Source organism: Agrobacterium sp. ST15.16.024, assembly GCF_027956545.1.
Lineage (GTDB): Bacteria > Pseudomonadota > Alphaproteobacteria > Rhizobiales > Rhizobiaceae > Agrobacterium > Agrobacterium cucumeris.
The window spans coordinates 1,254,833-1,276,442 of sequence record NZ_JAQKGO010000001.1; the positions used below are offsets into that span (position 1 = coordinate 1,254,833).

Genomic DNA, 21,610 nt, shown 5'->3' on the forward strand with positions numbered 1-21,610 from the left:
ATGCGAGGCAATGGTTAAACAGGAGAGGCAGAAGACGAGGAGAAAGACGATGTTGACCTGTTTCATCCGCTATGAGATCGACCCCTTCAAGGTCGATGCCTTCGACAGATATGCCCGCAACTGGGGAGAGGCGATACCGCGCTGTGGGGCCGATCTCATCGGTTATTACGCACCGAAGGAGGGATCGAGCACGATCGCTTACGGTGTCTATAATATCGAAAACCTCGCAGCCTACGAGGCCTACAGGGCACGGCTTGCCGCCGATCCGGCAGGGCGCGAGAATTATGAATTCGCCCGCCGCGAGCAATTCATCCGCCGGGAAGACAGGCTTTTCCTGCGGCTTGCCTCCGCTCCCCATGCCGGAGGTGAGCGATGATCGCCGTCATCTTCGAGGTCTTTCCGGCCGAGGGCAAAAAACAGCATTATCTCGATATCGCTGCCAGCCTGCGCTCTGAACTGGAAACCATTGACGGCTTCATATCCGTCGAGCGGTTTCAGAGCATCAGCAATCCCGACAAGATGCTTTCTCTGTCGTTTTTCCGGGATGAGGAGGCGGTGAAGGCATGGCGCAACACCGCGCCGCATCGCGCAGCGCAGGCCATGGGACGCTCCGGCGTCTTTGCCAATTACCGCCTGCGTATCGCGTGCGTGATGCGGGACTACGGTCTGCGGGAGAGGGAGGAGGCTCCGCCGGACAGCAGATACGCTCATTCCGCAGATGGGGAACTGCCGCGCTGAGACGCCGCGAGCATCAGTTTTTCTTCATGCCGGCCCAAGGCTTTCTGGTTCGAACTTGTCTCCGAAACCCGCTATAGATGAGGCGGTTCAAGGATGGAGAAGGATCGCCACGCGGCGGTTCACCGGATTGGAAATGGAGAAAACGATGTCGGCAGAAAAAGTGGCTGTTGTAACGGCGGGTGGTAGCGGCATGGGTGCCGCCGTGGCGAAACGGCTGGCTGCGGACGGCTACAAGCTCGCGATCCTGTCGTCTTCGGGCAAGGGGGAAGCACTGGCGCAGGAACTGGGCGGCATCGGCATCACCGGCTCCAATCAATCCAATGACGATCTCCAGCGCCTCACGGATCTGACGCTGCAAAAATTCGGCCGTATCGATGTGCTGGTCAACAGTGCCGGACATGGCCCGCGCGCCTCCATCCTCGATATTACCGACGAGCAATGGCACACGGGTCTCGACGTCTATCTCATGAACGTCATCCGCCCGACACGGATCATTGCCCCGGTCATGGTCAAGCAGAAGGCGGGCGCGATCATCAACATCTCCACCGCCTGGGCCTTCGAACCGAGCAGCATGTTCCCGACATCGGCCGTCTTCCGCGCCGGCCTTGCCTCCTACAGCAAGATTTTTTCCGATACCTATGCAGCCGACAATGTGCGCATGAACAACGTCCTGCCCGGCTGGATCGACAGCCTGCCGGGTACGGAAGAACGCCGGGAGAGCGTGCCGATGCAGCGTTACGGGAAAAGCGAGGAAATCGCCGCCACGGTAGCGTTCCTCGCATCCGAAGGGGCAGGGTACATCACCGGCCAGAACATCCGTGTCGATGGTGGGCTGACGCGGTCTGTCTGACGGTTCAGGCATAACAAGCGGTGACTCAGCCTGGGGTAAAGATGCCCTTATATGGCGCCTGCATTGCGGGCAGATGCGCAGCTTCTCTCCGCATTCATCGTCCTCGGCACCATTGAGGCGAGGATCAATGGCTGCAGCCAGTTATGGATCCTCGCCTCAAGGGCGGGGATGACGCGAGAGCAGCGTTCGTCAAAAGCAAAAAGCCCGCAACATGGTTGCGGGCTTTTCGTTTCAGTCGCTTCTATCAAAAGAAGCCCTTGCGCTGCCACCAGCCGCCCTTGCGCGGCTTCGGCTCATCGCCGTCGGGATTGTTCGCGGACGAACCGGAAGAGGTCACCACCGGTTCCGAACTGGAGACATTGCTGCCCCGGTTCGCGCGGGTCTTTTCTTCCGTCGCGGGTACATCGGCTTCAGGCGCCAGATCGGCCGAAGCTTCACCGATTTCTTCGATGGCGACATCGACGACGGTCGCTTCAACGACTGCCGGCTCGATGACCACCGGCTCGACCGTTTCAACGGTTTCAGCCTTCGGTGCGTCTTCAGCCTCGGTCTTGGCTTTCGCCTTGCGGGTGCGGCGCGGCTTCTTCTGCGCTTCGTCAGCCACAACGTCGGCAACCACGCCTTCCACCACGTCGGCGGCGGTGGGCTCTTCGGTTACGGGCGCTGCGGCGGAAACCTCTTCGCCTTCCGTCTCGCCTTCGTCGCCGGCTTCCGTGCCTGCAGCATCGAGAGCCTCGTCACGGTTGCGGCGGCCGCCACGCTTGCCGCGACGACGGCGCTTGCGCTTGCCGTCTTCGTCGGAGTTTGCGGCTTCGTTCACGCCGTTTTCGTCGGCATCACCATCGGTGTCATCGGCTTCGGCGCTGTCGTCGTCACCTTCAGCATCATCGGCGTCATCGCCGGCCTGTGCGTCAAGAGCGCCGTTCTGGTCGTTCTGTCCGCCCTTGCCACGACGACGACGACGACGCTTGCGCTTGCGCTTGCCATCTTCACCGTTTTCGCCCTGCTGCTGCTGGCGCGGCTCGCCAGCCTGCGCCTTGACGATTTCTTCCTCTTCCTCGTCCTCTTCCGCCTCGATGACGATATCGTCTTCCTCGTCAACGAAGTTCGGAAGCATCTGGATGAGGCTTTCGATCTTCACCGGATTTTCGACGGCTTCGCCGCGATCGATGGCAAAATGCTGCGCACCGACGCTGGAATCGGCGGCGATGATGATCGACACGCCGAAGCGGCCTTCATAATCGACGATCGTGCCACGCTTGTGGTTGAGCAGGTAAAGCGCCGTTTCCGGCGTGCAGCGCACCGTGATGTTATGGGTGGTGTTGCGCAGCAGATATTCCTCGACGCCGCGCAGAACATGCAGCGCGATGGAGGATTCCGAACGTACATGGCCCGTGCCGCCGCAATGCTGGCAGACCTGCGTGGTCGATTCCAGCACCGAAGCGCGGATGCGCTGGCGCGACATTTCCAGAAGGCCGAAATGCGAGATGCGGCCGACCTGGATGCGGGCGCGGTCGTTCTTCAGGCAATCCTTGAGCTTCTTTTCGACAGCGCGGTTGTTGCGCTTTTCTTCCATGTCGATGAAGTCGATGACGACAAGACCGGCAAGGTCACGCAGGCGCAGCTGGCGCGCCACTTCTTCCGCCGCCTCGAGGTTGGTCGTCAGCGCGGTTTCCTCGATGGAATGCTCGCGGGTCGAACGGCCGGAGTTGACGTCGATCGAAACCAGCGCTTCCGTCTGGTTGATGATGAGGTAACCGCCGGATTTCAGTGTCACCTGCGGCTGCAGCATCCGGTCGAGCTGGGCTTCGATGCCGGAGCGCGAGAAGATCGGGTGAATGTCGCGGTAAGGCTGAACCACCTTGGCATGGCTCGGCATCAGCATCTTCATGAAGTCTTTCGCTTCACGATAGCCTTCTTCGCCGGAAACGATGATCTCGCCGATATCCTTGTTATAGAGATCGCGGATCGAGCGCTTGATCAGCGAGCCTTCCTCGTAAACGAGGCAGGGGGCGGTGGAATTCAGCGTCAGCGTGCGGACGTTTTCCCACAGGCGCATCAGATATTCGAAGTCGCGCTTGATTTCGACGCGGGTGCGGTTGGCGCCTGCGGTACGCAGAATGACGCCCATGCCCTGCGGAACCTCCAGATCGCGCGCGATTTCCTTCAGGCGCTTGCGGTCGGTCGGCTGGGTGATCTTGCGGGAAATGCCGCCGCCACGCGCCGTATTCGGCATCAGCACGGAATAACGGCCGGCAAGCGACAGGTAGGTGGTGAGTGCAGCACCCTTGTTGCCACGTTCTTCCTTGGCCACCTGCACCAGAAGGATCTGGCGGCGCTTGATGACTTCCTGAATGCGATACTGCTTGCGCGGTTTGCGGGCAACGCGATCGGGAACTTCCTCCATCGCGTCTTCGGCGCCGACGGATTCGATCACTTCCTTTTCGTGATGATCGTCGTCATCGTCGTCGTCATCGTCATTGCCGCGGCGAAGGCCTTCGACTTCTTCGGAAATCGTATCGGTATCGACCATTGCGGCCATCTCGCCGCCTGTGCTGCCGTCTTCGTCGGAAGAGGCCTCAGCGGCTTCGGCTGCGAGTTCTTCTTCCGTCTTCTTCTTGGCGCGGGGGCGGCGAACGCGCTTCTTCGGCTTTTCTTCCTCGGCCGGTGCTTCTTCCGCAACGGTCTCGACGGCTGCAACCGCAGTCTCTTCGGAGACTTCCTTGGCTGCAGTCGCTGGCGCAGCCTCTTCCGTCACCACGACTTCAACGGTTTCGCTTGCCGAGACGATGCCGACATCGGGCTGATCAACCTGCGAAAGATCGATTGCCGGCGCACCGGGCTCGGGCGCATCTGCCGATTCGAAGTCGTCGCTGCGGCGATGATCTTCGGCTTCGGCCCTCAGCAGAGCCTGACGGTCGGCAAGCGGGATCTGGTAATAATCCGGATGGATTTCCGCAAAGGCGAGAAAGCCGTGGCGATTTCCACCGTAATCGACGAAGGCCGCCTGAAGCGAGGGTTCAACCCTCGTCACCTTGGCAAGGTAGATATTGCCGCGGATCTGTTTCTTGTGCTCCGATTCGAAATCGAATTCTTCGATCCGGTTCCCACGGACAACGACTACGCGTGTCTCCTCTTCGTGGGAGGCGTCGATAAGCATTTTGTCTGCCATGTAAGCTGTGCTCCTCGGCGCAGCCTTGTTTTATACGAGAACAGGCCCGCCATACGGACGGGCCTTTCATATGAGTGCAAGGATGTGCCGGAAATGAAGTCTCCTGCCGGGCGTCTGTAAACTGGCAGCATCCGGACCGACGGCGAGGCACATGGCCTGCTCCTGGTATCCGGTTCATGTGAAAACTGCTGCGACATCATTGGCCAGGCGGAACGACAATAATATATAGACCCCTTGGGGTCCGATGAATTTGCTCTCCTCAGAGCAGCGGTGGTAGGGCCACCGGGTAGGTCTCCGGCCACGGCCGGAATTGATCCAGTTTCAGGATAAATGTAACGACGGCAGATGATTGCCCGTTTTGCAGCGCCAGCGTCTTTTTCGATTGGCAGCCGGCGGGCATCTATCCCGTCAACACTTTTAACCCTCATCCTTGTTGTATGTTTTCTCTGTCATAATAGCAATAGGGTGGCTAAATATGCCATATTGTTGGTGGAATTTCCGGGTTAACAATTGGTTCACCAAGGCCTGCGATTGTGGGGCGCAAACGCGCAAACAAACGTCCGGCGTGGTCGAAACGGTGCCGTTCCCGGTGCTTTTCCGCTCCATTTATCGAAAATGACTGAAATACGGAATTTCTTGAAGACCATGAATTTCACGCGCAGCGCAGAGATATCAGGTGGGGCAGGGCCGCTTGGCGTGCGAATCGCGCGGCTTGCGCGTGCCTTCGTCGTTCCGGTCTTCCTTTCGGTCGTCACCGTCCTCTGTGGCGTCCCGCAGGCCTTTGCGCTTGAACCGCTTGTCGCCAATCAGGCGCGCATCATCGGCGACGAGGCGCGCACCCGCATCGTTCTCGATTTCGCCGAAGAGCCGGAATTCGATGTTCACTATCTCGATTCGCCTGCCCGCATCGTCGTTGATTTTCCGGCGGTGAATTTTGCCTTTCCGGTATCCGACCTCAAACCGACAGGCCTTTTTTCGGATATCCGCTTTGGCAGCATGGGCCAGAACAGCGCCCGTATCGTGCTGACCGCTAAAAAACCGGTGCAGGTGGCGGTGGCCGAAACGAAGAAGGGCGAGGATGGCGCAGCTTTCCGTTTCGTGCTGGATACGGAAATCACCACCAAGGCCAAATTCGCCGAACTGGTGAAGACCCAGCAATGGCAGACGCCGGCACCGGTTACCACCGCGGCGATCACACCCGGCGACAAGACGGCGCGGCAGGCGGAGTTCGTTATCGCGGTCGATGCCGGCCATGGTGGCATCGATGCCGGTGCGACAGGCGGGGCGACCGGTACGGAAGAGAAGGTCATCACATTGACCTTTGCCAGGGAACTCGTTGAACGGCTGAACCGCGAACCGGGCATTAAGGCGTTCCTGACCCGTGATTCCGATACGTTTCTTGCCTTGTCTGAGCGCGTGACGATCGCCCGGCAGAACAATGCCAATCTGTTCATTTCCGTCCACGCCGACACCCTGAAGCAAAAGGGTATCCGTGGCGCTACCGTCTATACATTGTCGGACCGCGCATCTGACCGCATGGCACAGGAGCTGGCGGAGCGCGAAAACAAGTCCGATCAGATCGCCGGTGTGGCTGTGTCCACCGAGCCGCCGGAAGTCGCCGATATCCTGCTTGATTTCACCCGTCGTGAAACCCAGGCCTTTTCGGTAACGCTGGCGGAAAACATCGTCTCCTCCTTCGAAGGGCAGGTCGGCCTCATCAACAATCCGCATCGTTACGCCGGTTTCATGGTGCTGCGCGCCCATGATGTGCCATCGGTGCTGCTGGAACTGGGTTTCCTCTCCAATCCGGAAGATGAAAAGCTTCTCCTCGATGCCGAATGGCGCAACAAGGTCTCCGACAGGCTGGCGACGGCAGTGGGGCGATACCGCGCCAAGGCCATGGCAAACGGCGGCTGAAACACCGGGCGGCGTCGTAAAAGCACTGTTGCCGCCGTGCCGATTGCAGCCAAAAAGCTGTTCAATTCTTGGGCCTTGCGGATTATTAACTGCCCGAAGCCCTATTTTACTCACATTCCCCGCGTTACTCGGATGCGGATTCGGTGGCGATCTGCACAGCGACAGAAACGCGATATGCGGCGGTTGACCCGGTAACATATCAGCGAATGCTGCCGTATCCGGCTTGTCATCGAAGGTATGGTGTGCAAAACGGCACGCGATATGCAAGGATACGCCCGTAAATCGTCGGGCGTTGATGGTTACGATTCGAATTATCGGTAGCTTGGTATGATCAGACTGATTGGATATTTTTTCGGCTTGGCCAGCGTGCTCTTCCTGTGCGCCGCCGTCGTCGGTGCGATTTATTTGCACGGCGTGACGAAGGACCTGCCGGATTACGCAGTTCTGAGCACCTATGAGCCGCCGGTAACGACCCGCGTGCACGCCGGCAACGGTGCGTTGATGGCGGAATACGCCCATGAAAAACGCCTGTTCCTGCCGATCCAGGCCATCCCCGACCGGGTGAAGGCGGCCTTCCTTTCGGCGGAAGACAAGAATTTCTACAATCACCCGGGCGTTGATATCTTCGGTCTCGGCCGCGCCATTCTCGTCAATATCCAGAACTTCGGCTCGGGCCGTCGTCCGGTCGGCGCTTCCACCATCACCCAGCAGGTGGCGAAAAACTTCCTGCTGACCAACGACCAGACCATCGACCGCAAGCTCAAGGAAGCCATTCTCTCCTTCCGCATCGAGCAGACCTATTCCAAAGACAAGATTCTCGAGCTTTATCTCAACGAGATTTTCTTCGGCCTGAATTCCTACGGCATTGCCGGCGCGGCTCTTACCTATTTCAATAAATCGGTGACGGAACTGACGATTGCCGAGACCGCCTATCTTGCATCGCTGCCGAAGGGCCCGGCCAACTACCATCCGATCCGTCGCGAAAAGGCGGCTCTCGAGCGCCGCGACTGGGTAATCGACCGCATGGCCGAAAACGGCTACATCACCGTCGCAGATGCCACGGATGCGAAAAAGCAACCGCTTGGCGTCAATCTGCGCCGCGGCGGCGCGCATATCTTCGCATCCGATTATTTCGCCGAGGAAGTCCGTCGCCAGATCGTCGAGAAATACGGTGAGGAAGCGCTTCTCGAAGGCGGTCTGTCGGTTCGCACCTCTTTCGATCCGCAGATCCAGGCGGAGGCGCGCAAGGCGCTTCAGGATGGTCTGGTGCAATATGACGAGCGTCGCGGTTTCCGCGGACCCGTCGAAAAGATCGAAACGACCGGTGACTGGACGGCGGCGCTCGCCAAGGTCAAGGGCCTGCGCGACGTTCCCGAATGGAAGGTTGCCGTGGTCCTCGCCGTTGCGGCCGATGGCGTCGATATCGGTGTGCAGCCGGACACGGAAACCGAAGATGGCGACAAGCGCACGCGCGGCCATATCTCCGCTGAAAACATGCGCTGGGCCTATCGCGATGCGACCGGCAAAAAGGCAACTGCCAAGTCGCCGGTAGGTGTCGTTGCGGCAGGCGATGTGATTTATGCGCAGCCGCTTGCCAATTCCGGCAATGAATATCGCCTGCGTCAACCGCCGAAAGTGCAGGGCGGCATGGTGGTGATGGATCCGCATACCGGCCGTGTTCTGGCCATGGTGGGCGGTTTCTCCTACGCGCAGTCGGAATTCAACCGCTCCACGCAGGCCATGCGCCAGCCGGGCTCCTCCTTCAAGCCGTTCATCTACGCGGCGGCCCTCGACAATGGTTATACCCCGGCATCGGTCATTCTCGACGCGCCGATCGAGGTGGTTTCCGGCGGTCAGGTCTGGAAGCCGCAGAATTACGGCGGGGGCTCCGCCGGTCCGTCTACCCTGCGTCTCGGCATCGAAAAATCCCGTAACCTCATGACCGTGCGCCTGGCGCAGGACATGGGCATGAATCTCGTAGCGGAATATGCCGAACGTTTCGGTATCTATGACAAGATGCCGCCGCTTCTCGCCATGTCGCTCGGTTCGGGTGAAACCACCGTCATGCGTATGGTCTCGGCCTATTCGGTCATTGCCAATGGCGGCAAGCAAATCAAGCCGACGCTGATCGACCGCATTCAGGACCGTTACGGCAAGACGATCTTCCGTCATGAAGAGCGTGCCTGCGAAGGCTGCAATGCCACCAGCTGGCAGAACCAGGATGAGCCTGTCATCGTCGACAATCGCGAGCAGGTTCTTGACCCGATGACCGCTTACCAGACGACGTCCATGCTGGAAGGTGTGGTGCAGCGCGGCACGGCAGCAGGCAAGATCAAGGTCAATCTGCCGGTTGCCGGCAAGACGGGCACCACCAATGATGAAAAGGACGCCTGGTTCGTCGGTTATACGCCGGACATGGTTGCTGGCCTTTATATCGGCTTCGATTCACCCGCACCGCTCGGTCGCGGCGGCACGGGCGGTTCGCTGTCGGCACCGATCTTCGGTGAATTCATCGCCGATGCGGCCAAACATCTGGAGCCGAGCAAATTCATCGTGCCTGCCGGCATGAACTTCGTCGCCGTCAACCGCAAGACAGGCATGGCGGCGGTTGAGGGTGAGCCGGACACCATCATGGAAGCCTTCAAGCCAGGCACCGGCCCGGCCGACAGCTTCTCGGTGATCGGCGCGGAAAACTACATGTCTCAGGAAGATATTCTGAAGACCTCGCCGCAGGCGCAGCAGGCCATCACCGGCGGTGGCGGCGGTCTTTATTGACACCAGTTCCGGGATCATCGGGGGGCGCGGGTCTTTACATCCGCGCCCCCCGCATTTATTTGAGCAACAAGTTTCAATGAAGGCGAAGAACCAGCGAAATGCGCAATGAAATCGTGAACGTAGTCGACGAAATCAAGCAGGCCATAAGCCTGCTGAGGAGGCATCTTTGACTGGGACCAGGCGATAAGACGACTGGACTGGTTGAATAACAAGGCAGAGGACCCGACCCTCTGGAACGATGCCTCCGAGGCCCAGAAGCTGATGCGTGAGCGCCAGCAGCTGGATGACAGCATCAGCGGCGTCAAGGCGCTGGAGCAGCAGCTGAAGGACAATATCGAGCTGATCGAACTCGGCGAGATGGAAGGCGACGACGAGATCGTCAAGGACGCCGAAGACTCGCTGAAGGCGCTGAAGAGCGAGGCGAACCGCCGTCAGGTGGAAGCCATGCTGTCAGGCGAAGCTGACGGCAATGACACCTATCTCGAAGTGCATTCCGGCGCCGGCGGCACGGAAAGCCAGGATTGGGCGAACATGCTGTTGCGCATGTATACCCGCTGGGCGGACCGCGAAGGCTTCAAGGTCGAGGTGCTGGAAGTTCACGATGGCGAAGAGGCCGGCATCAAGTCCGCGACCATCCTCGTCAAGGGCCACAATGCTTTTGGCTGGCTGAAGACGGAATCGGGCGTGCACCGCCTCGTTCGTATTTCACCCTATGACAGCAATGCGCGTCGCCACACATCGTTCTCTTCCGTCTGGGTCTATCCGGTCGTCGACGATTCGATCCAGATTGACATCAACGAAAGCGATTGCCGTATCGATACCTATCGTTCGTCCGGTGCTGGCGGCCAGCACGTCAACACGACGGATTCGGCCGTGCGCATCACGCACATCCCGACCGGTATTGCGGTTGCCTGCCAGCAGGAACGGTCGCAGCACAAGAACCGCGCCAAGGCGTGGGACATGCTGCGCGCCCGCCTCTATGAAGTGGAACTGCAAAAGCGGGAAGATGCGGCCAACGCACAGGCTGCTTCCAAGACCGATATCGGCTGGGGTCACCAGATCCGTTCCTACGTTCTGCAGCCTTATCAGCTGGTCAAGGATCTGCGCACGGGCGTTGAAAGCACCGCGCCCGGCAACGTGCTGGACGGTGATCTGAACGAATTCATGGAAGCTGCTCTCGCGCATCGCATCAGCGGTGGTGCGGACGTGGAAGTGTCGGATATCGACTAAGGCGCTAGATGCGTCGATCGAGAAATTGCCCCTCGCAGGTCCTGCGAGGGGTTTTTCGTTGGAGGATATGCGTGAAACAGGTGCTCTACATCGTCGACGTTCAGCCGAGCTTTAATCCACCGGCTGCGCTGGTGGCGGAGATATCGGCACTCGCAACTACGGTGCCCAGCATTGCCACCGTCGAGCGGCATGATGAAAGCGTCACGCCTTTCGAGCGGCAGCTCGGCTGGAAGCCGGGCAGGGATGATGAGTCGCTTGTCGCCGCGGACCGAATATTCATCAAGCACGGTTATGCGCCCCCAAAGGCGGCGATAGACCACCTACGGTCTCTCAAGCCCGAAAGGGTGCTGGTCTGTGGTATTCAGGCTGACACCTGCGTACTGGCAGCCGGTTTTGCCCTGTTCGATGCGGGATTGCACCCAACGCTGTTGCCGTGGCTGACGGTCGGCTCCAGCCTCGACCGTAGCGGTGAACTGGGCGCAAGATTATGGAAGCACCATTTCGGCGCGGTTCTGGCCGGGCCGCATGAGCTTGATATCCAGCCGTCAGTTTGAGGCTTTTTCTATCTTCATCTCGCCAAGCTCGTCGATCAGGATCGTCCAGCTTTCGGCTTCCTTGGCCATAGGGTCTGTTTTCAGATAGACGGTGACGAACAGGCCGGGCGTATCCGATGCGCCGTTCGAGCTTTCCGGACGAACATCCGTCACATAGGATTTCATCTGGTTGAACTCCTCCAGCTCGACATTTTCGAGGAGATTTGGTCCCTCCGCCGTAAAGGCGATGCGCTGCAGGTAAATCTTGGCCGTTCCATCGCCCTGGCGGATTGCAATCACCTTGTAATAGCCACGCGTGGGCGATGCCGGCGGTGGCCGCAACTGGCCGTCAGCGCCCTCCCGCGGCTCGAGGTTTCGGTCTTCCCACATGCCGCTGCTGACAACGAAGATTGCGGAAACAGGCAGCGTATCGATCGGGTCTGTCTGCGCCCGTGCGGGCAACACGGCGTTGGCGAGAATGAGGGCAGCGAGGATCGATTGTCTAAGTTTCATGGCCGTTATGAATGGTTAGCGTCAATTGTTGAACTGTTCGGCAAGAACCCGGTCGGACCACGAACGGTCCGGATCCGAGAGAATCCTCGCGGTCCTGTCCTGCGATTGTGCGATCCGAACGTGACGAACGGATTTCACCTCCGTATGGTCAGCCACCGCATTCACCGGGCGTTTATCCCGTTCCAGAACATGAATGTCGACCGTCACCTTATTCGGCAAAAGCGCGCCGCGCCAGCGCCGCGGACGAAAAGCGCTGACGGGGGTGAGCGCCAGAAGCGGTGATTCCAGCGGCAGGATCGGCCCATGGGCGGAAAAGTTGTAGGCGGTGGACCCTGCAGGCGTCGCCACCATCATGCCATCACAGATCAGCTCCTCGAGCCGCACCTTGCCATCCACTTCCACACGAAGCTTGGCGGCCTGATGGGATTGGCGGAACAGGCTGACCTCGTTCATGGCAAGGGCGGTGAACTCATCGCCATCCGAATCCGTCGTTGTCATGCGCAGCGGATGAAAATCATTGCCGGTTGCAACCGCGATACGCTCAAGCAGACCCTCCACCCGATAATCATTCATCAGGAAGCCGACCGATCCCCGGTTCATGCCGTAGACACGTTTGCCGGAATTCATCGTTTCGTTGAGGATTTGCAGCATGAAGCCGTCACCGCCGAGCGCGACGATGACTTCCGCCTCCTCAAACGGCGTGTTGCCGTAAACGCCCTTCAGCGCCTCCATCGCCGTCTGCGCCTCTTCGGTTGCGGAGGCGACGAAGGACAGTGAACAGTTAGAATGCGACATCCGCTTCCCTCGACAACGGCGCAGACCTGAGAAGGCTTGCAAACGATGTTGTAACCTGTTGAAGCGGCTCGCAATCTTCAAACGTCGATCAAAACGGTCGATCACAAGCCACAAGACGCATCCTTGGTACATGAAGACGACGGTTGGCGACAAGGCCTTTCCGGCAGCGAGACGTTCCCCCACCGCGCCATTGCGCCGCACCGTTCCACAGCTTCTTGATTTCCGCTCTCCGACAAGGGTTGCGATGCAGGGCGGCCTGATGCAGTTTGCTGCAAAGCAGGCCGTAGGATGAATGGCAGGAGACGGATTTGGTGCTGAACTACAATATCTATGATGTCTTTACCGAAACCAGAATGGCGGGAAACCCTCTGGCGGTCATGTATGACGCCGACGACCTCGATCAGGCGACGATGCAGGCAATCGCCAGGGAAATGAACCTTTCCGAGACGGTCTTCGTCAATCGTTCGGGCAACCCGGCACATGCGGCTTCGCTGCGTATCTTCACGCCATCAGGCGAATTGCCTTTTGCGGGACACCCGACCGTTGGTGCCGCTGTCGCCATCGCCGAGCGCAATCGCAAGGATGGCGATGATGATGTCGATATGGTCTGTGTGCTGGAAGAGAAGGTGGGCCCTGTCCGTTGTGCGGTAAAGATGCGCGCCGGCGCCGTCAGCTTCGCCGAATTCGACCTGCCGCGCAAATCATCCCGTGTCGAGCTGCCGCTCGATCATGCGGCACTTGCCGATGCGCTGGGCGTCAGCGAAGGCCATCTGGGTTTTGAAAATCACGTGCCGTCGATCTGGACGGCCGGTGTGCCGTTTCTGCTCGTGCCCCTGCACAATATCGCCGCCGTGCGTGACATGGATTTCGACGCCAATCTGTGGCTGCGCACCGCACCGCTCGTCGAAGGGCTGCTGACGGCGGCCTATATCTACTGTCGCGGCGGCGTAAACCACGCGGCGAAGTTTCATGCCCGCATGTTCTCTCCGGATATGGGCATTTCGGAAGATCCGGCCACCGGTTCGGCGGCTGCCGCCCTTTCCGGCGCCATTCACCATTTCGATGGCCTGACCGACGGACATTATCCGCTCCTCATCGAGCAGGGCGTGGAAATGGAACGGCCGTCCCACATCCACCTGCGCATGGACATCAAGGACGGTGAAATCGCCCGCGCCCGCATCGGCGGTCACGCGGTGCGCGTTGCATCAGGTACGTTTGAGATTTGATGTCGGTGAGCCTGTAAGTTCACGTCGTTTAAGAACGACGAAACAGCCAGCAATCGAAAGAAAAACCCCGGTCTCTCGACCGGGGTTTTATTATGTCTGCGTCAGCCAGATCAGTTGAACCGGCCCGCCGCATGGGCAAGCATCGTATAGACCTTGCCGGTATCGGAGGTGAGGTAGGACTGGGTAACACTCCGGTCGCGGTCCGTGCGGGCCACGTCGGCCAGCAGCTTTTCGAAATCGGTAATGTAGCGATCCACGGCGGTGCGGAATTCGGCTTCCCGCTCGTATTTGCGCTTGATCTCGTCAAACGTCGTCTGGCCCTTCAGCGTGTAGAGGCGACGGGTGAAGACGTCGCGCTCGCCGCGCTGGTAACGGCGCCACAGCTCCACCGAGGCATCGTGGTCAATGGCGCGGGCGATATCGACCGAGAGCGAGTTCAGCGATTCGACCATGTGCCGCGGGTTACGGGTGTCGGCCGCACGGGTCGGCTGCTGTTCGGCGCTGGCGCGGGGGGCGGAAGCCGCAGAGGTTTCCTGACCGTCACGCGAGGCGCCGCGCAGCAGATCGCTGATCCAGCCGCCGCCTTCTTCACGACGTCCGGCAGGGTTTGCCGCAACCGGTTGAGCGGGGGCGGGTGCCTGACGGTTTTCGGTCTGCCGGTTTTCGACCTGGCGGTTTTCAAGCGGCAGGGAACCGCGCAGTGCGGCCGGCGCGGGGGCAGGCTGCGCCTGCGCCGGGCGCTGTGGCACCGGAGCGGCTGCTGCCGGCTGCGGACGCGTCTCGACACGGCGCTCGGCGGCTGGCTGGGTAGCGGCAATGGCGCGGGCGACGGGTTCGGAGACTTCCATCTGGTGGGCCGAACGGCCAACAAGCTGGGAAATATCCTGCAGGGCCTTGATCTGCTCGGAAACGGCGCGACGCATGGCGGCCGCACTTTCCTTGGCTTCTTCCGGCAGGTCGAATGCGCCACGCTTCAGTTCGGCACGGGTCGCATCCAGCTCGCGGCGGATATCGTGGCTGGAGCGGCGGATCTCGTCGGTCGCACCGGCAAAGCGGCTGACGGCCTCTTCGACGGCCTGACGCAGCGTCTCCTTGAGGTTGGCGGCGGCGGCATTGGATTTTTCCGAGGCGCTGCCCAAGAGATTGTCGACTTCCGAGAGCGAGGATTCGACACCGCCGCGCAGGCGGTTGACCAGCTCGTCGGAATATTTCTGGGCGTCGGACAGCGTGCTTTCGATCGAGCGGCTGGCATCCTGGCCGGCGGAGAGCAGGGCGCCCCGCATGGTCTGTGCCGCCGAGCGGGCGCGTTGTTCGGTCTCATCCAGCGAGCGGCCGATATCGGTAAAGGACGCCTGCAGGTTGTCGCGCAGATTGCCGGCGACGTTCTGCGAACGCTCCTCGGCTTCGTTGAGCGTGGTTTCCACCACGCCGACGACGTTGCGCATGGCGCTTTCGATTTCCTCGGAGCGTTTGACGAGGCCGACCGACAGGCTGCGAAGTGCGTCCTGACGCTCCTCCAGCGTGCCGACGAGGCTCGATTGCGCCGCATTGAGCAGTTCGGAGGCCTGGCTCAGCACCTTCGAATGTTCCTCGAAGCGGCCGACGATGCCGGCAACCTGTGCCAGCGTCTGGCCGGAAATATTCGACAGGCGGTCGATCTTTCCTTCGAGCAGACGGCTGGAGCTGGAGACCATGTCGGCGGCCTGCGAGGCGCTATCGGAGAAACGGGTCGCAGAGGCATTAAGGGCCTCATCGGCCGTGCCGAATTCCTGTGCGGCGCGCTCGACGGCGGAGTTGAAGTTGGAAGCCGACTTTTCGACGATTTCGGCCATGCTGTTATGGGTCTGCGACAGCATATCCGTGCTCTGGCGGGTGGCGGCGACCAGCTTGTTGGCGGCATCGCTGCCCGAGCGGGCATATTTGTCGATACCCTGTTCGACGGCATCCGCCATGGCGGTGTGGGTCTGCGACAGCATGTCGGTGCTCTGGCGGGTGGCGGCGACAAGTTTGCTTGCCGCATCTGTGCCGGCATTGGCGTAATCGCTGATCGCCTGTTCCACCATGCCGACCATGCCGCTGTTGCTCTGCGACAGAAGTTCTGCGCTCTGCTGGGCAGCGGAAACGATCTTTTCGGCGGCTTCACGGCCAATGGTGGCGTATTCGTCGACCACCGGCTTGGCTTTTTCCTCGATCAGGCGCGACAGTTCGGCAGAACGGTTGGCCAGCATCGAGTTGAGTTCGCGGGTGCGGTTATCCAGCGCCGAGCGGATGGATTCGCCGCGCGCGTCGAGGGCCGATTCCACACCCGTCAGCGTCTCTGAAATGACACCGACCTGAGAGCGGACGACGGCTTCAGCCTCGGCCACCTTGTTGACGATGATGTTGCCGGCTTCCGAGAAGGTCTGGGCAACGGCTGCGGCCTGGCCGGAAAGACGTGTCTGAGCATCCGAAATGCGGTTGACGATCTCGCCGGAGCGTTCCTCGATGGCCTTGGTGAAGGCCTCGTTCTGCGCCTGGACCTGGTCGGCAAATTCCGAACCGGACTTGGCGAGCAGGGCAGACGAGCGAACGGCTTCATCGCCGATGCTCTGGGTGGCGGAGACGACCGCTCCGCGCAGGCTGACCGCGAGATCGCTCGCCTTGCCTTCAATGGTACGGTTGACGTTTTCGAGGCCGATCGTCAGCGCCCGGTCCATGGTGCCGAGGCGTTCGTCGATACGGGCTGTGCCGGTATCGAAGGTGTCGGCCAGACGGGTGGTGCGGCTTTCGAACGTGTCGGTAACACGTGTCGTCTGCTCGTCCAGAATGCCGGTGATGCGCTCGGCAGCTTCGTCGCTGGTGCGGGCAAAGACCGCAGTCTTGTCCTCAAGCGCCTCTGCGAAGCGGCGGCCGGCATCTTCGATCGATGTGTTCACATTGGCCAGATCACCGCCAACGCGGGCCTGCAACGTGTCGAGCGACGTTTCGATACGCGCACCTGTCTCGTCGAGACGGGTGGTGACGTTGCCGATCGAGGTTTCGATGCGGGAGGAGAGGGCGTCTGTCGCGCCGCCGATTTCGCGGGCGGCTTCGCCGATCTTGACGGCGATGTCACCGGCACTGTTGCGAAGACGTTCTTCGAGCGTCGCAGCACTTCCGTCGATTGCCCTCTGCAGCGTGTCCTGCTGGGTTTCGAGCGACAGTTCGAGCATGCTGGCGCTGGAAGCGACAGTGGTGCCGATCATCATTGCCTGCTCGGAGAGCATGTCACCCATCTGGGTAGTGGCCGAGCTCAGCGTCGCAGCCATATCCGCGTGGCGCTGGTCGAGCGCGGTGCGGATATCCTCATGCGATTGCGACAGATTGCTTTCGAGGCGGGAGACCCCTTCTTCCACCGTCTGTGCAAAACGGCTGCTGCCATCTTCCACAACGGTTTCGATGCGGTTGGCCGCGCCAGAAACGCTCTGCTCGATCAGGCCGCTATTGCGCTCCAGCGAACCGGCAATGCGTTCCGCCTGTGAGCCGAGCATGGTTTCCAGCCGCTCGTGGCCGCTGGCAAGGGCGTTTTCAAGTGTAAACGCCGTGGCTTCGAGGCGCTGTCCGACACCGGCCGCCGCAAGCGAAAGCGACGATGTTCTCGCATCCATTGCCTCGGCAATCCGCTCTTCGACACCCGAAATCGTCATGTCGAGCGCCATGGTCCGGCTGTCGAGTGCATCGGCGATGCGTTCTTCCGCGCCGGAAACGATACCGGAAAGGGCAGCCGTCCGGCTGTCCAGCGCGCCGGCAATACGGTCCTCCACGCCGGAAACGGCGCCGTGCAGGGCGGCGGTGCGGCTGTCGAGAATATCGGCAATCTTTTCCTCGACGCCGGAGAAGCTCATGTCGAGCGCCATGGTTCGGCTGTCGAGTACGTCTGTGATCCGCTCTTCCGCGCCGGAAACGACGTTTTTCAACGAATCCGTGCGGCTGTCGAGCGCGCCGGCAATACGGGTCTCGGCGCTTGCCACCAGCTCGCCAAGAGCTGCGGTGCGCGTATCGAGCGCATCGGCGATTTTCTCTTCTGCCCCGGAAAATGCCATGTCGAGCGCCATGGTACGGCTGTCAAGCGTATCGGCAATGCGTTCTTCGGCACCCGAAACCACGGCATTGAGCGCGGCGGTACGACCGTCAAGCGTTTCGGCGATACGGGTCTCGGCACCGGCAACAACGTCGCCGAAGGTGGTCGTGCGGCTGTCGAGCGCACCGGCGATCTTCTCTTCGGCGCTGGCGACGATGCCGGCAAGGGCGGATGTGCGGCTGTCGAGTGTTTCGGAAAGCCTTTCCTCGACATTGGCGAAGGTCATGTCGAGCGACAGGGTACGGCTGTCCATCGTGTCGGCGATGCGTTCCTCGACGCCGGAAATCGTGCTGGAAAGAGCAGCCGTGCGACCGTCAAGCGTCTCGGCGATACGGCTCTCCGCGCCGGAGACGACGTCGTGCAGGGCAGCCGTGCGGCTTTCCAGCGTGTCGGAAATACGGTCCTCGATACCGGAGACGGCGCCGGTGATGGCGGCGGCCCGGGTTTCGAGTGTCTCCGACAGACGGCGTTCGACATCGGCGACAACGCTGTTGATTGCGGCTGCACGTTCGTCAAGCATCGCTGCGAGGCGTTCGGCCGTGCCGGAAACGGAGCCGGTAATGGCAAGCGAACGGCTGGCAAGCGCTTCGTCAAAACGATCCTGGCTGGCCGAAAGTGCGCCGAACAGGGCATTGCTGCGTTCCGCCAGCACGTTGTCGATCTTCTCGTGCGAATTGGCGAAGGCATTGGTGATTTCGGCAGTGCGCTGGCCAATCGCGTCGCTGAACTCGCGGGTGCGGGTTTCCAGCGCGCTTTCAAGCATTTCCTGGCCGGTGCCCAGCGCGGTTGCAAGCGCCAGAGACTGATCGGTCATGGTATTGCCGATGCGCTCAAGACCGCTGTTCAGCATGGTATCGAGGGCCTCGGAGCCGCCGGCAACGGTTTCGTTGATGCGGGCGAGGCTTTCCATCAACTTGCTGTCGAGGCTGCCGGCGCGCTGGTCGAAGGCGCTGGCAAATTCCGCCACATGCTCGTCAAAGGCCGAGTTGACCTGGCCAACCGTCGCCTGCAGCCGCTCTTCATAGAGGCCGGAACGCAGATCGAGATCCATGATCGCATCATCAGCCGTGCTCTGCAGGCTCTGGCGGAAGGAGAGACCCTTTTCCTCAAGCGTCGTCGAAAGCTTGTCGAGCACGGTATCCAGCGATCCGCCGATGATCTGCTGGCCGCGATCAATATTGCGGTTGAGTTCCAGCGTGCGCGTGGACAGCGTTTCGTTGAGCTGGCGGGTGCGCTCCTCAAGCGCGCTGTTGAGGCTTTCGGCACCGCTATCCAGCGTCGAAGCATGGATTGCGAACCGCTCAAGCAGCACTTCGCCGCGCTCATCCAGCGTCGAGGCAAGATTGTGCAGGCGCATGTCGAATTCGTTCGACAGGGTCGAACCTGAGGAATTCAATGCCTGAAGCAGGTTTTCGGTCTTGGCGGCGATCAGGCTGCCCATGGCTTCGGTGGAAGCGCGCGATTTTTCAAGCAGGGCGGCGGAGCGCGTATCGATCATCGAGGCGAAGGCTTCGCCTGTCGTGGCAAGCCGCATCGAAAGCTCTTCGCCAACGATGGAAAGCTCTTCCTTGATTTGTTCCTGTGCGCCAACGATGGACGAGCGGATGCGCTCGGCATGGTTGACGATGGCGTCGCGCTCGGCGGTCAGTTCCTGCACAAGGCTGCGGACGCGCAGTTCATTGTCGGCATAGCTGCGCTCAAGCGCGTTGACTTCAGAGTGGACCAGCGTTTCCAGTTCCGTCGCACGTGCAATGGTGCGCTCGATACCGTCATTCATGGCCGAAACTTCGCGGCGAACCGCCTGGCCCACGGACATGATGCGGTCGGAGGCAACGGTTTCGGGCTCGGCAAGGCGAAGAGCGACTTCGGCCATCGAGCGGGCGGCGTTACGCAGATCGCGGGCACGCGCCATCATGATCGCGAAGGCGAAGAACAGCATGACGGGAACGAGGATGCCGACGACGATCGCCATCAGGCCGGGAATTGCGGTGAGGTCGGCCAGCGAGGCGATGTTCCAGAGCGCATTGCCGTAAAGCAGGTGTGCCACACCGAGACCACCCAGCGCCCAGATCACCGACATGATCGTCGCATTTCTGAGTGCGCCGCCGATGGAGCCGCCTTCAAGCGATTTCAGGATCATCGCCGGGCTGCGCTTGGAGCCGTCATTGGCCGCTTCCAGATTGGGGGATTTGGGTGCCTGTTCGGCAGGCGCGCGCGCGGCCTCGGGAGCAGGGGTCTGTCTGCTTGCTTCCTTCAATCTGGCCTCCGGCTGCTTTGGCGCTGCGGTCTTCCGCGATTCCGGCTTTTCTTCGAAAGCACCGAGCTGCAGGGCGTCTTCCAACGCCTGAAATGCAGTCTCGTCGACAGAGTCGCTGATCTTGTTATTCGCCATGCGGTTACGCCTCGTTACACATACGCCCGGCTTCATGCCGTTGGACCACTTGCAACCTGCAAGCGGACTGCCGCCATCATGCCGGCGGAACATTATCCCGTTAAAGGGAACAATTCCGCCATTTACCAAATCCCGAATTGCTGGTGGTCCAGCTTTCGGGCGAAATTACATCACTGTGCCGTAATAACAAAGCTTGCACTTAAGCCTCGTCTTAACGGCAGTACCGTAGTGACACATTTAGGTGTTCGAAACAATTAATGCGGATTTACGGCAGCGGCGAAGTGTCGGCTTTTTAACAGTTTTTAAACCTGAGTTTCGCTCTGAACGCCTTGTTTCGCATAAGTTTAACATAAATTAACCATAGCAGAAGATTTTCGCCCGCGTCACGCCGTAATTTAAGCCGATAGCACCGGTTTGGATGCGTAAATACGACACAGATGTGACACGAAACAGGAAACGGCGAGACAAGGAATTCCAGCCATGGCAGCGGTCAGTATTGCTTTCGAAGCTCCGGATAATTGCGGCGGTGCGCCGGCCGTTACGAAAAAGCCGATCGATTTCGATCATCTTGCCCGTCAGACGATGGGTGACAAGGATCTGGAAATCGAAGTCCTGCAACTGTTCAGCCGCAACGCCCGCGCCGCATTGCATGAAATTGCCGATGCTGACGACAAGGCCGTGCGGGCAACCGCCCACCGCCTGAAGGGCGCTGCACAGGCCGTCGGCGCCCCGGCGGTTTCCGCCGCCGCAGCTGCGGTAGAGGACCAGGGCAAGGACAGCGCCGCGATTGCAAAACTCGCGGCAACCATCGTCGAGGCGGAAAACTTCATCCTCAAGCTCTGCCGCTGAGGCGGAGTTCATCAAATTTGTCATTTTACAAGGCCGGTTCCGCCTGTGCACCCTTGAAGCGGGTTGCCAAGGCGAACCGGCCTTTCTATGTGTTTAGAACAGTTCTTAGATCACCATTTTGGATTCCGGCATGACAAAACTGACCATCGTTGCCTTTGACGGCACGCCCCATGAACTCGATGTGAGCAACGGTTCCACCGTCATGGAGAACGCCGTGCGCAACTCCATTCCGGGCATCGATGCGGAATGTGGCGGCGCCTGTGCCTGCGCGACCTGTCATGTCTATGTTGATGACGCCTGGGCGGAGCGTGTCGGCGGGCCGGAGCCGATGGAAGAGGACATGCTGGATTTCGCCTTCGAAGTGCGCCCCACCTCGCGTCTCTCCTGTCAGATCAAGATGAATGACGAGCTTGACGGTCTCGTCGTTCACGTTCCCGAACGCCAGGGCTGAAGGCTCTCCACTTTGTCGGCCGCAGAAAAAGCCCCGCTCACCAGATAGAGGAGAGCGGGGCGAGGCGGGT

Annotated in this window: 14 protein-coding genes; 10 read left to right on the forward strand and 4 right to left on the reverse strand. The window is 60.3% G+C overall.

What is annotated here, in order from left to right:
- Positions 1-49: 49 nt before the first annotated feature.
- The 3 genes from PL640_RS06225 to PL640_RS06235 all read left to right on the forward strand — a co-directional run bounded on the left by PL640_RS06225 (position 50) and on the right by PL640_RS06235 (position 1,588).
- Entirely contained in the window at positions 50-376 is a 327-nt protein-coding gene (locus tag PL640_RS06225) for an NIPSNAP family protein (RefSeq protein ID WP_271361120.1), read from the forward strand.
- Positions 373-738, forward strand: coding sequence for an antibiotic biosynthesis monooxygenase family protein (locus PL640_RS06230; RefSeq protein ID WP_271361121.1), 366 nt, complete (start codon positions 373-375; stop codon positions 736-738). Before PL640_RS06225 ends, PL640_RS06230 begins: the two co-directional genes overlap by 4 nt.
- A 145-nt stretch (positions 739-883) precedes the next feature.
- Entirely contained in the window at positions 884-1,588 is a 705-nt protein-coding gene (locus tag PL640_RS06235; protein WP_271361123.1) for an SDR family oxidoreductase, read from the forward strand.
- A gap of 244 nt (positions 1,589-1,832) precedes the next feature.
- Here the strand turns inward: PL640_RS06235 and PL640_RS06240 are convergent, their stop codons facing one another.
- On the reverse strand, positions 1,833-4,760 hold the full coding sequence (locus PL640_RS06240) for an Rne/Rng family ribonuclease (protein ID WP_271361124.1): 2,928 nt from the start codon (positions 4,758-4,760) through the stop codon (positions 1,833-1,835).
- A 645-nt stretch (positions 4,761-5,405) separates the two neighbouring features.
- Here PL640_RS06240 and PL640_RS06245 point away from each other — a divergent pair.
- From PL640_RS06245 to PL640_RS06260, 4 genes are all read left to right on the forward strand, one after another.
- Entirely contained in the window at positions 5,406-6,677 is a 1,272-nt protein-coding gene (locus PL640_RS06245) for an N-acetylmuramoyl-L-alanine amidase (protein ID WP_271361125.1), read from the forward strand.
- 327 nt (positions 6,678-7,004) lie between these two features.
- Positions 7,005-9,452: a penicillin-binding protein 1A gene (locus PL640_RS06250; protein ID WP_271361126.1), complete on the forward strand. Its 2,448-nt coding sequence runs from the start codon at positions 7,005-7,007 to the stop codon at positions 9,450-9,452.
- Positions 9,453-9,550: 98 nt separating this feature from the next.
- Positions 9,551-10,682 (forward strand): peptide chain release factor 2 gene (prfB, locus tag PL640_RS06255; RefSeq protein WP_142839658.1). Its coding sequence is split into 2 segments (ribosomal slippage): positions 9,551-9,619 and positions 9,621-10,682, totalling 1,131 coding nucleotides; the frame shifts between segments, so codons are not numbered across the junction.
- Positions 10,683-10,753: 71 nt separating this feature from the next.
- Complete coding sequence (locus PL640_RS06260) at positions 10,754-11,236, forward strand: cysteine hydrolase family protein (protein WP_271361127.1); 483 nt, start codon at positions 10,754-10,756, stop codon at positions 11,234-11,236.
- Here the strand turns inward: PL640_RS06260 and PL640_RS06265 are convergent.
- Both PL640_RS06265 and PL640_RS06270 read right to left on the reverse strand, forming a co-directional pair.
- Positions 11,228-11,728 (reverse strand): hypothetical protein, encoded by a 501-nt coding sequence (locus PL640_RS06265; protein ID WP_271361128.1) that lies wholly within the window; start codon positions 11,726-11,728, stop codon positions 11,228-11,230. The two genes, PL640_RS06260 and PL640_RS06265, sit on opposite strands and share 9 nt — an antisense overlap.
- A 21-nt stretch (positions 11,729-11,749) precedes the next feature.
- Positions 11,750-12,523 carry an NAD kinase gene (locus PL640_RS06270; RefSeq protein WP_142839663.1) on the reverse strand — a complete coding sequence of 258 codons (774 nt, stop codon included), beginning with the start codon at positions 12,521-12,523 and terminating at the stop codon, positions 11,750-11,752.
- 308 nt (positions 12,524-12,831) lie between these two features.
- Between PL640_RS06270 and PL640_RS06275 the strand changes: the two genes are divergently transcribed.
- Positions 12,832-13,749, forward strand: coding sequence for a PhzF family phenazine biosynthesis protein (locus PL640_RS06275; protein WP_271361129.1), 918 nt, complete (start codon positions 12,832-12,834; stop codon positions 13,747-13,749).
- Positions 13,750-13,859: 110 nt separating this feature from the next.
- Here the strand turns inward: PL640_RS06275 and PL640_RS06280 are convergent, their stop codons facing one another.
- The gene (locus PL640_RS06280; RefSeq protein WP_271361130.1) at positions 13,860-20,240 is read right to left on the reverse strand and encodes a hypothetical protein; all 6,381 of its coding nucleotides are present in this window, start codon (positions 20,238-20,240) and stop codon (positions 13,860-13,862) included.
- Between the two features lie 480 nt (positions 20,241-20,720).
- Here PL640_RS06280 and PL640_RS06285 point away from each other — a divergent pair, with 480 nt between their 5' ends.
- Complete coding sequence (locus PL640_RS06285) at positions 20,721-21,089, forward strand: Hpt domain-containing protein (protein ID WP_142839668.1); 369 nt, start codon at positions 20,721-20,723, stop codon at positions 21,087-21,089.
- Positions 21,090-21,219: 130 nt separating this feature from the next.
- Entirely contained in the window at positions 21,220-21,540 is a 321-nt protein-coding gene (locus tag PL640_RS06290) for a 2Fe-2S iron-sulfur cluster-binding protein (protein ID WP_142839669.1), read from the forward strand.
- Positions 21,541-21,610 lie beyond the last annotated feature (70 nt).

What these genes read in the sequence shown, in the direction of transcription:
- PL640_RS06280 (WP_271361130.1), bottom strand. Translation starts at nt 20,240, where the DNA reads ATGGCGAATAACAAGATCAGCGACTCTGTCGACGAGACTGCATTTCAG.
- PL640_RS06285 (WP_142839668.1), top strand. Translation starts at nt 20,721, where the DNA reads ATGGCAGCGGTCAGTATTGCTTTCGAAGCTCCGGATAATTGCGGCGGT.
- PL640_RS06250 (WP_271361126.1), top strand. Translation starts at nt 7,005, where the DNA reads ATGATCAGACTGATTGGATATTTTTTCGGCTTGGCCAGCGTGCTCTTC.
- PL640_RS06270 (WP_142839663.1), bottom strand. Translation starts at nt 12,523, where the DNA reads ATGTCGCATTCTAACTGTTCACTGTCCTTCGTCGCCTCCGCAACCGAA.
- PL640_RS06235 (WP_271361123.1), top strand. Translation starts at nt 884, where the DNA reads ATGTCGGCAGAAAAAGTGGCTGTTGTAACGGCGGGTGGTAGCGGCATG.
- PL640_RS06230 (WP_271361121.1), top strand. Translation starts at nt 373, where the DNA reads ATGATCGCCGTCATCTTCGAGGTCTTTCCGGCCGAGGGCAAAAAACAG.
- PL640_RS06245 (WP_271361125.1), top strand. Translation starts at nt 5,406, where the DNA reads ATGAATTTCACGCGCAGCGCAGAGATATCAGGTGGGGCAGGGCCGCTT.
- PL640_RS06290 (WP_142839669.1), top strand. Translation starts at nt 21,220, where the DNA reads ATGACAAAACTGACCATCGTTGCCTTTGACGGCACGCCCCATGAACTC.
- PL640_RS06265 (WP_271361128.1), bottom strand. Translation starts at nt 11,728, where the DNA reads ATGAAACTTAGACAATCGATCCTCGCTGCCCTCATTCTCGCCAACGCC.
- PL640_RS06240 (WP_271361124.1), bottom strand. Translation starts at nt 4,760, where the DNA reads ATGGCAGACAAAATGCTTATCGACGCCTCCCACGAAGAGGAGACACGC.
- PL640_RS06225 (WP_271361120.1), top strand. Translation starts at nt 50, where the DNA reads ATGTTGACCTGTTTCATCCGCTATGAGATCGACCCCTTCAAGGTCGAT.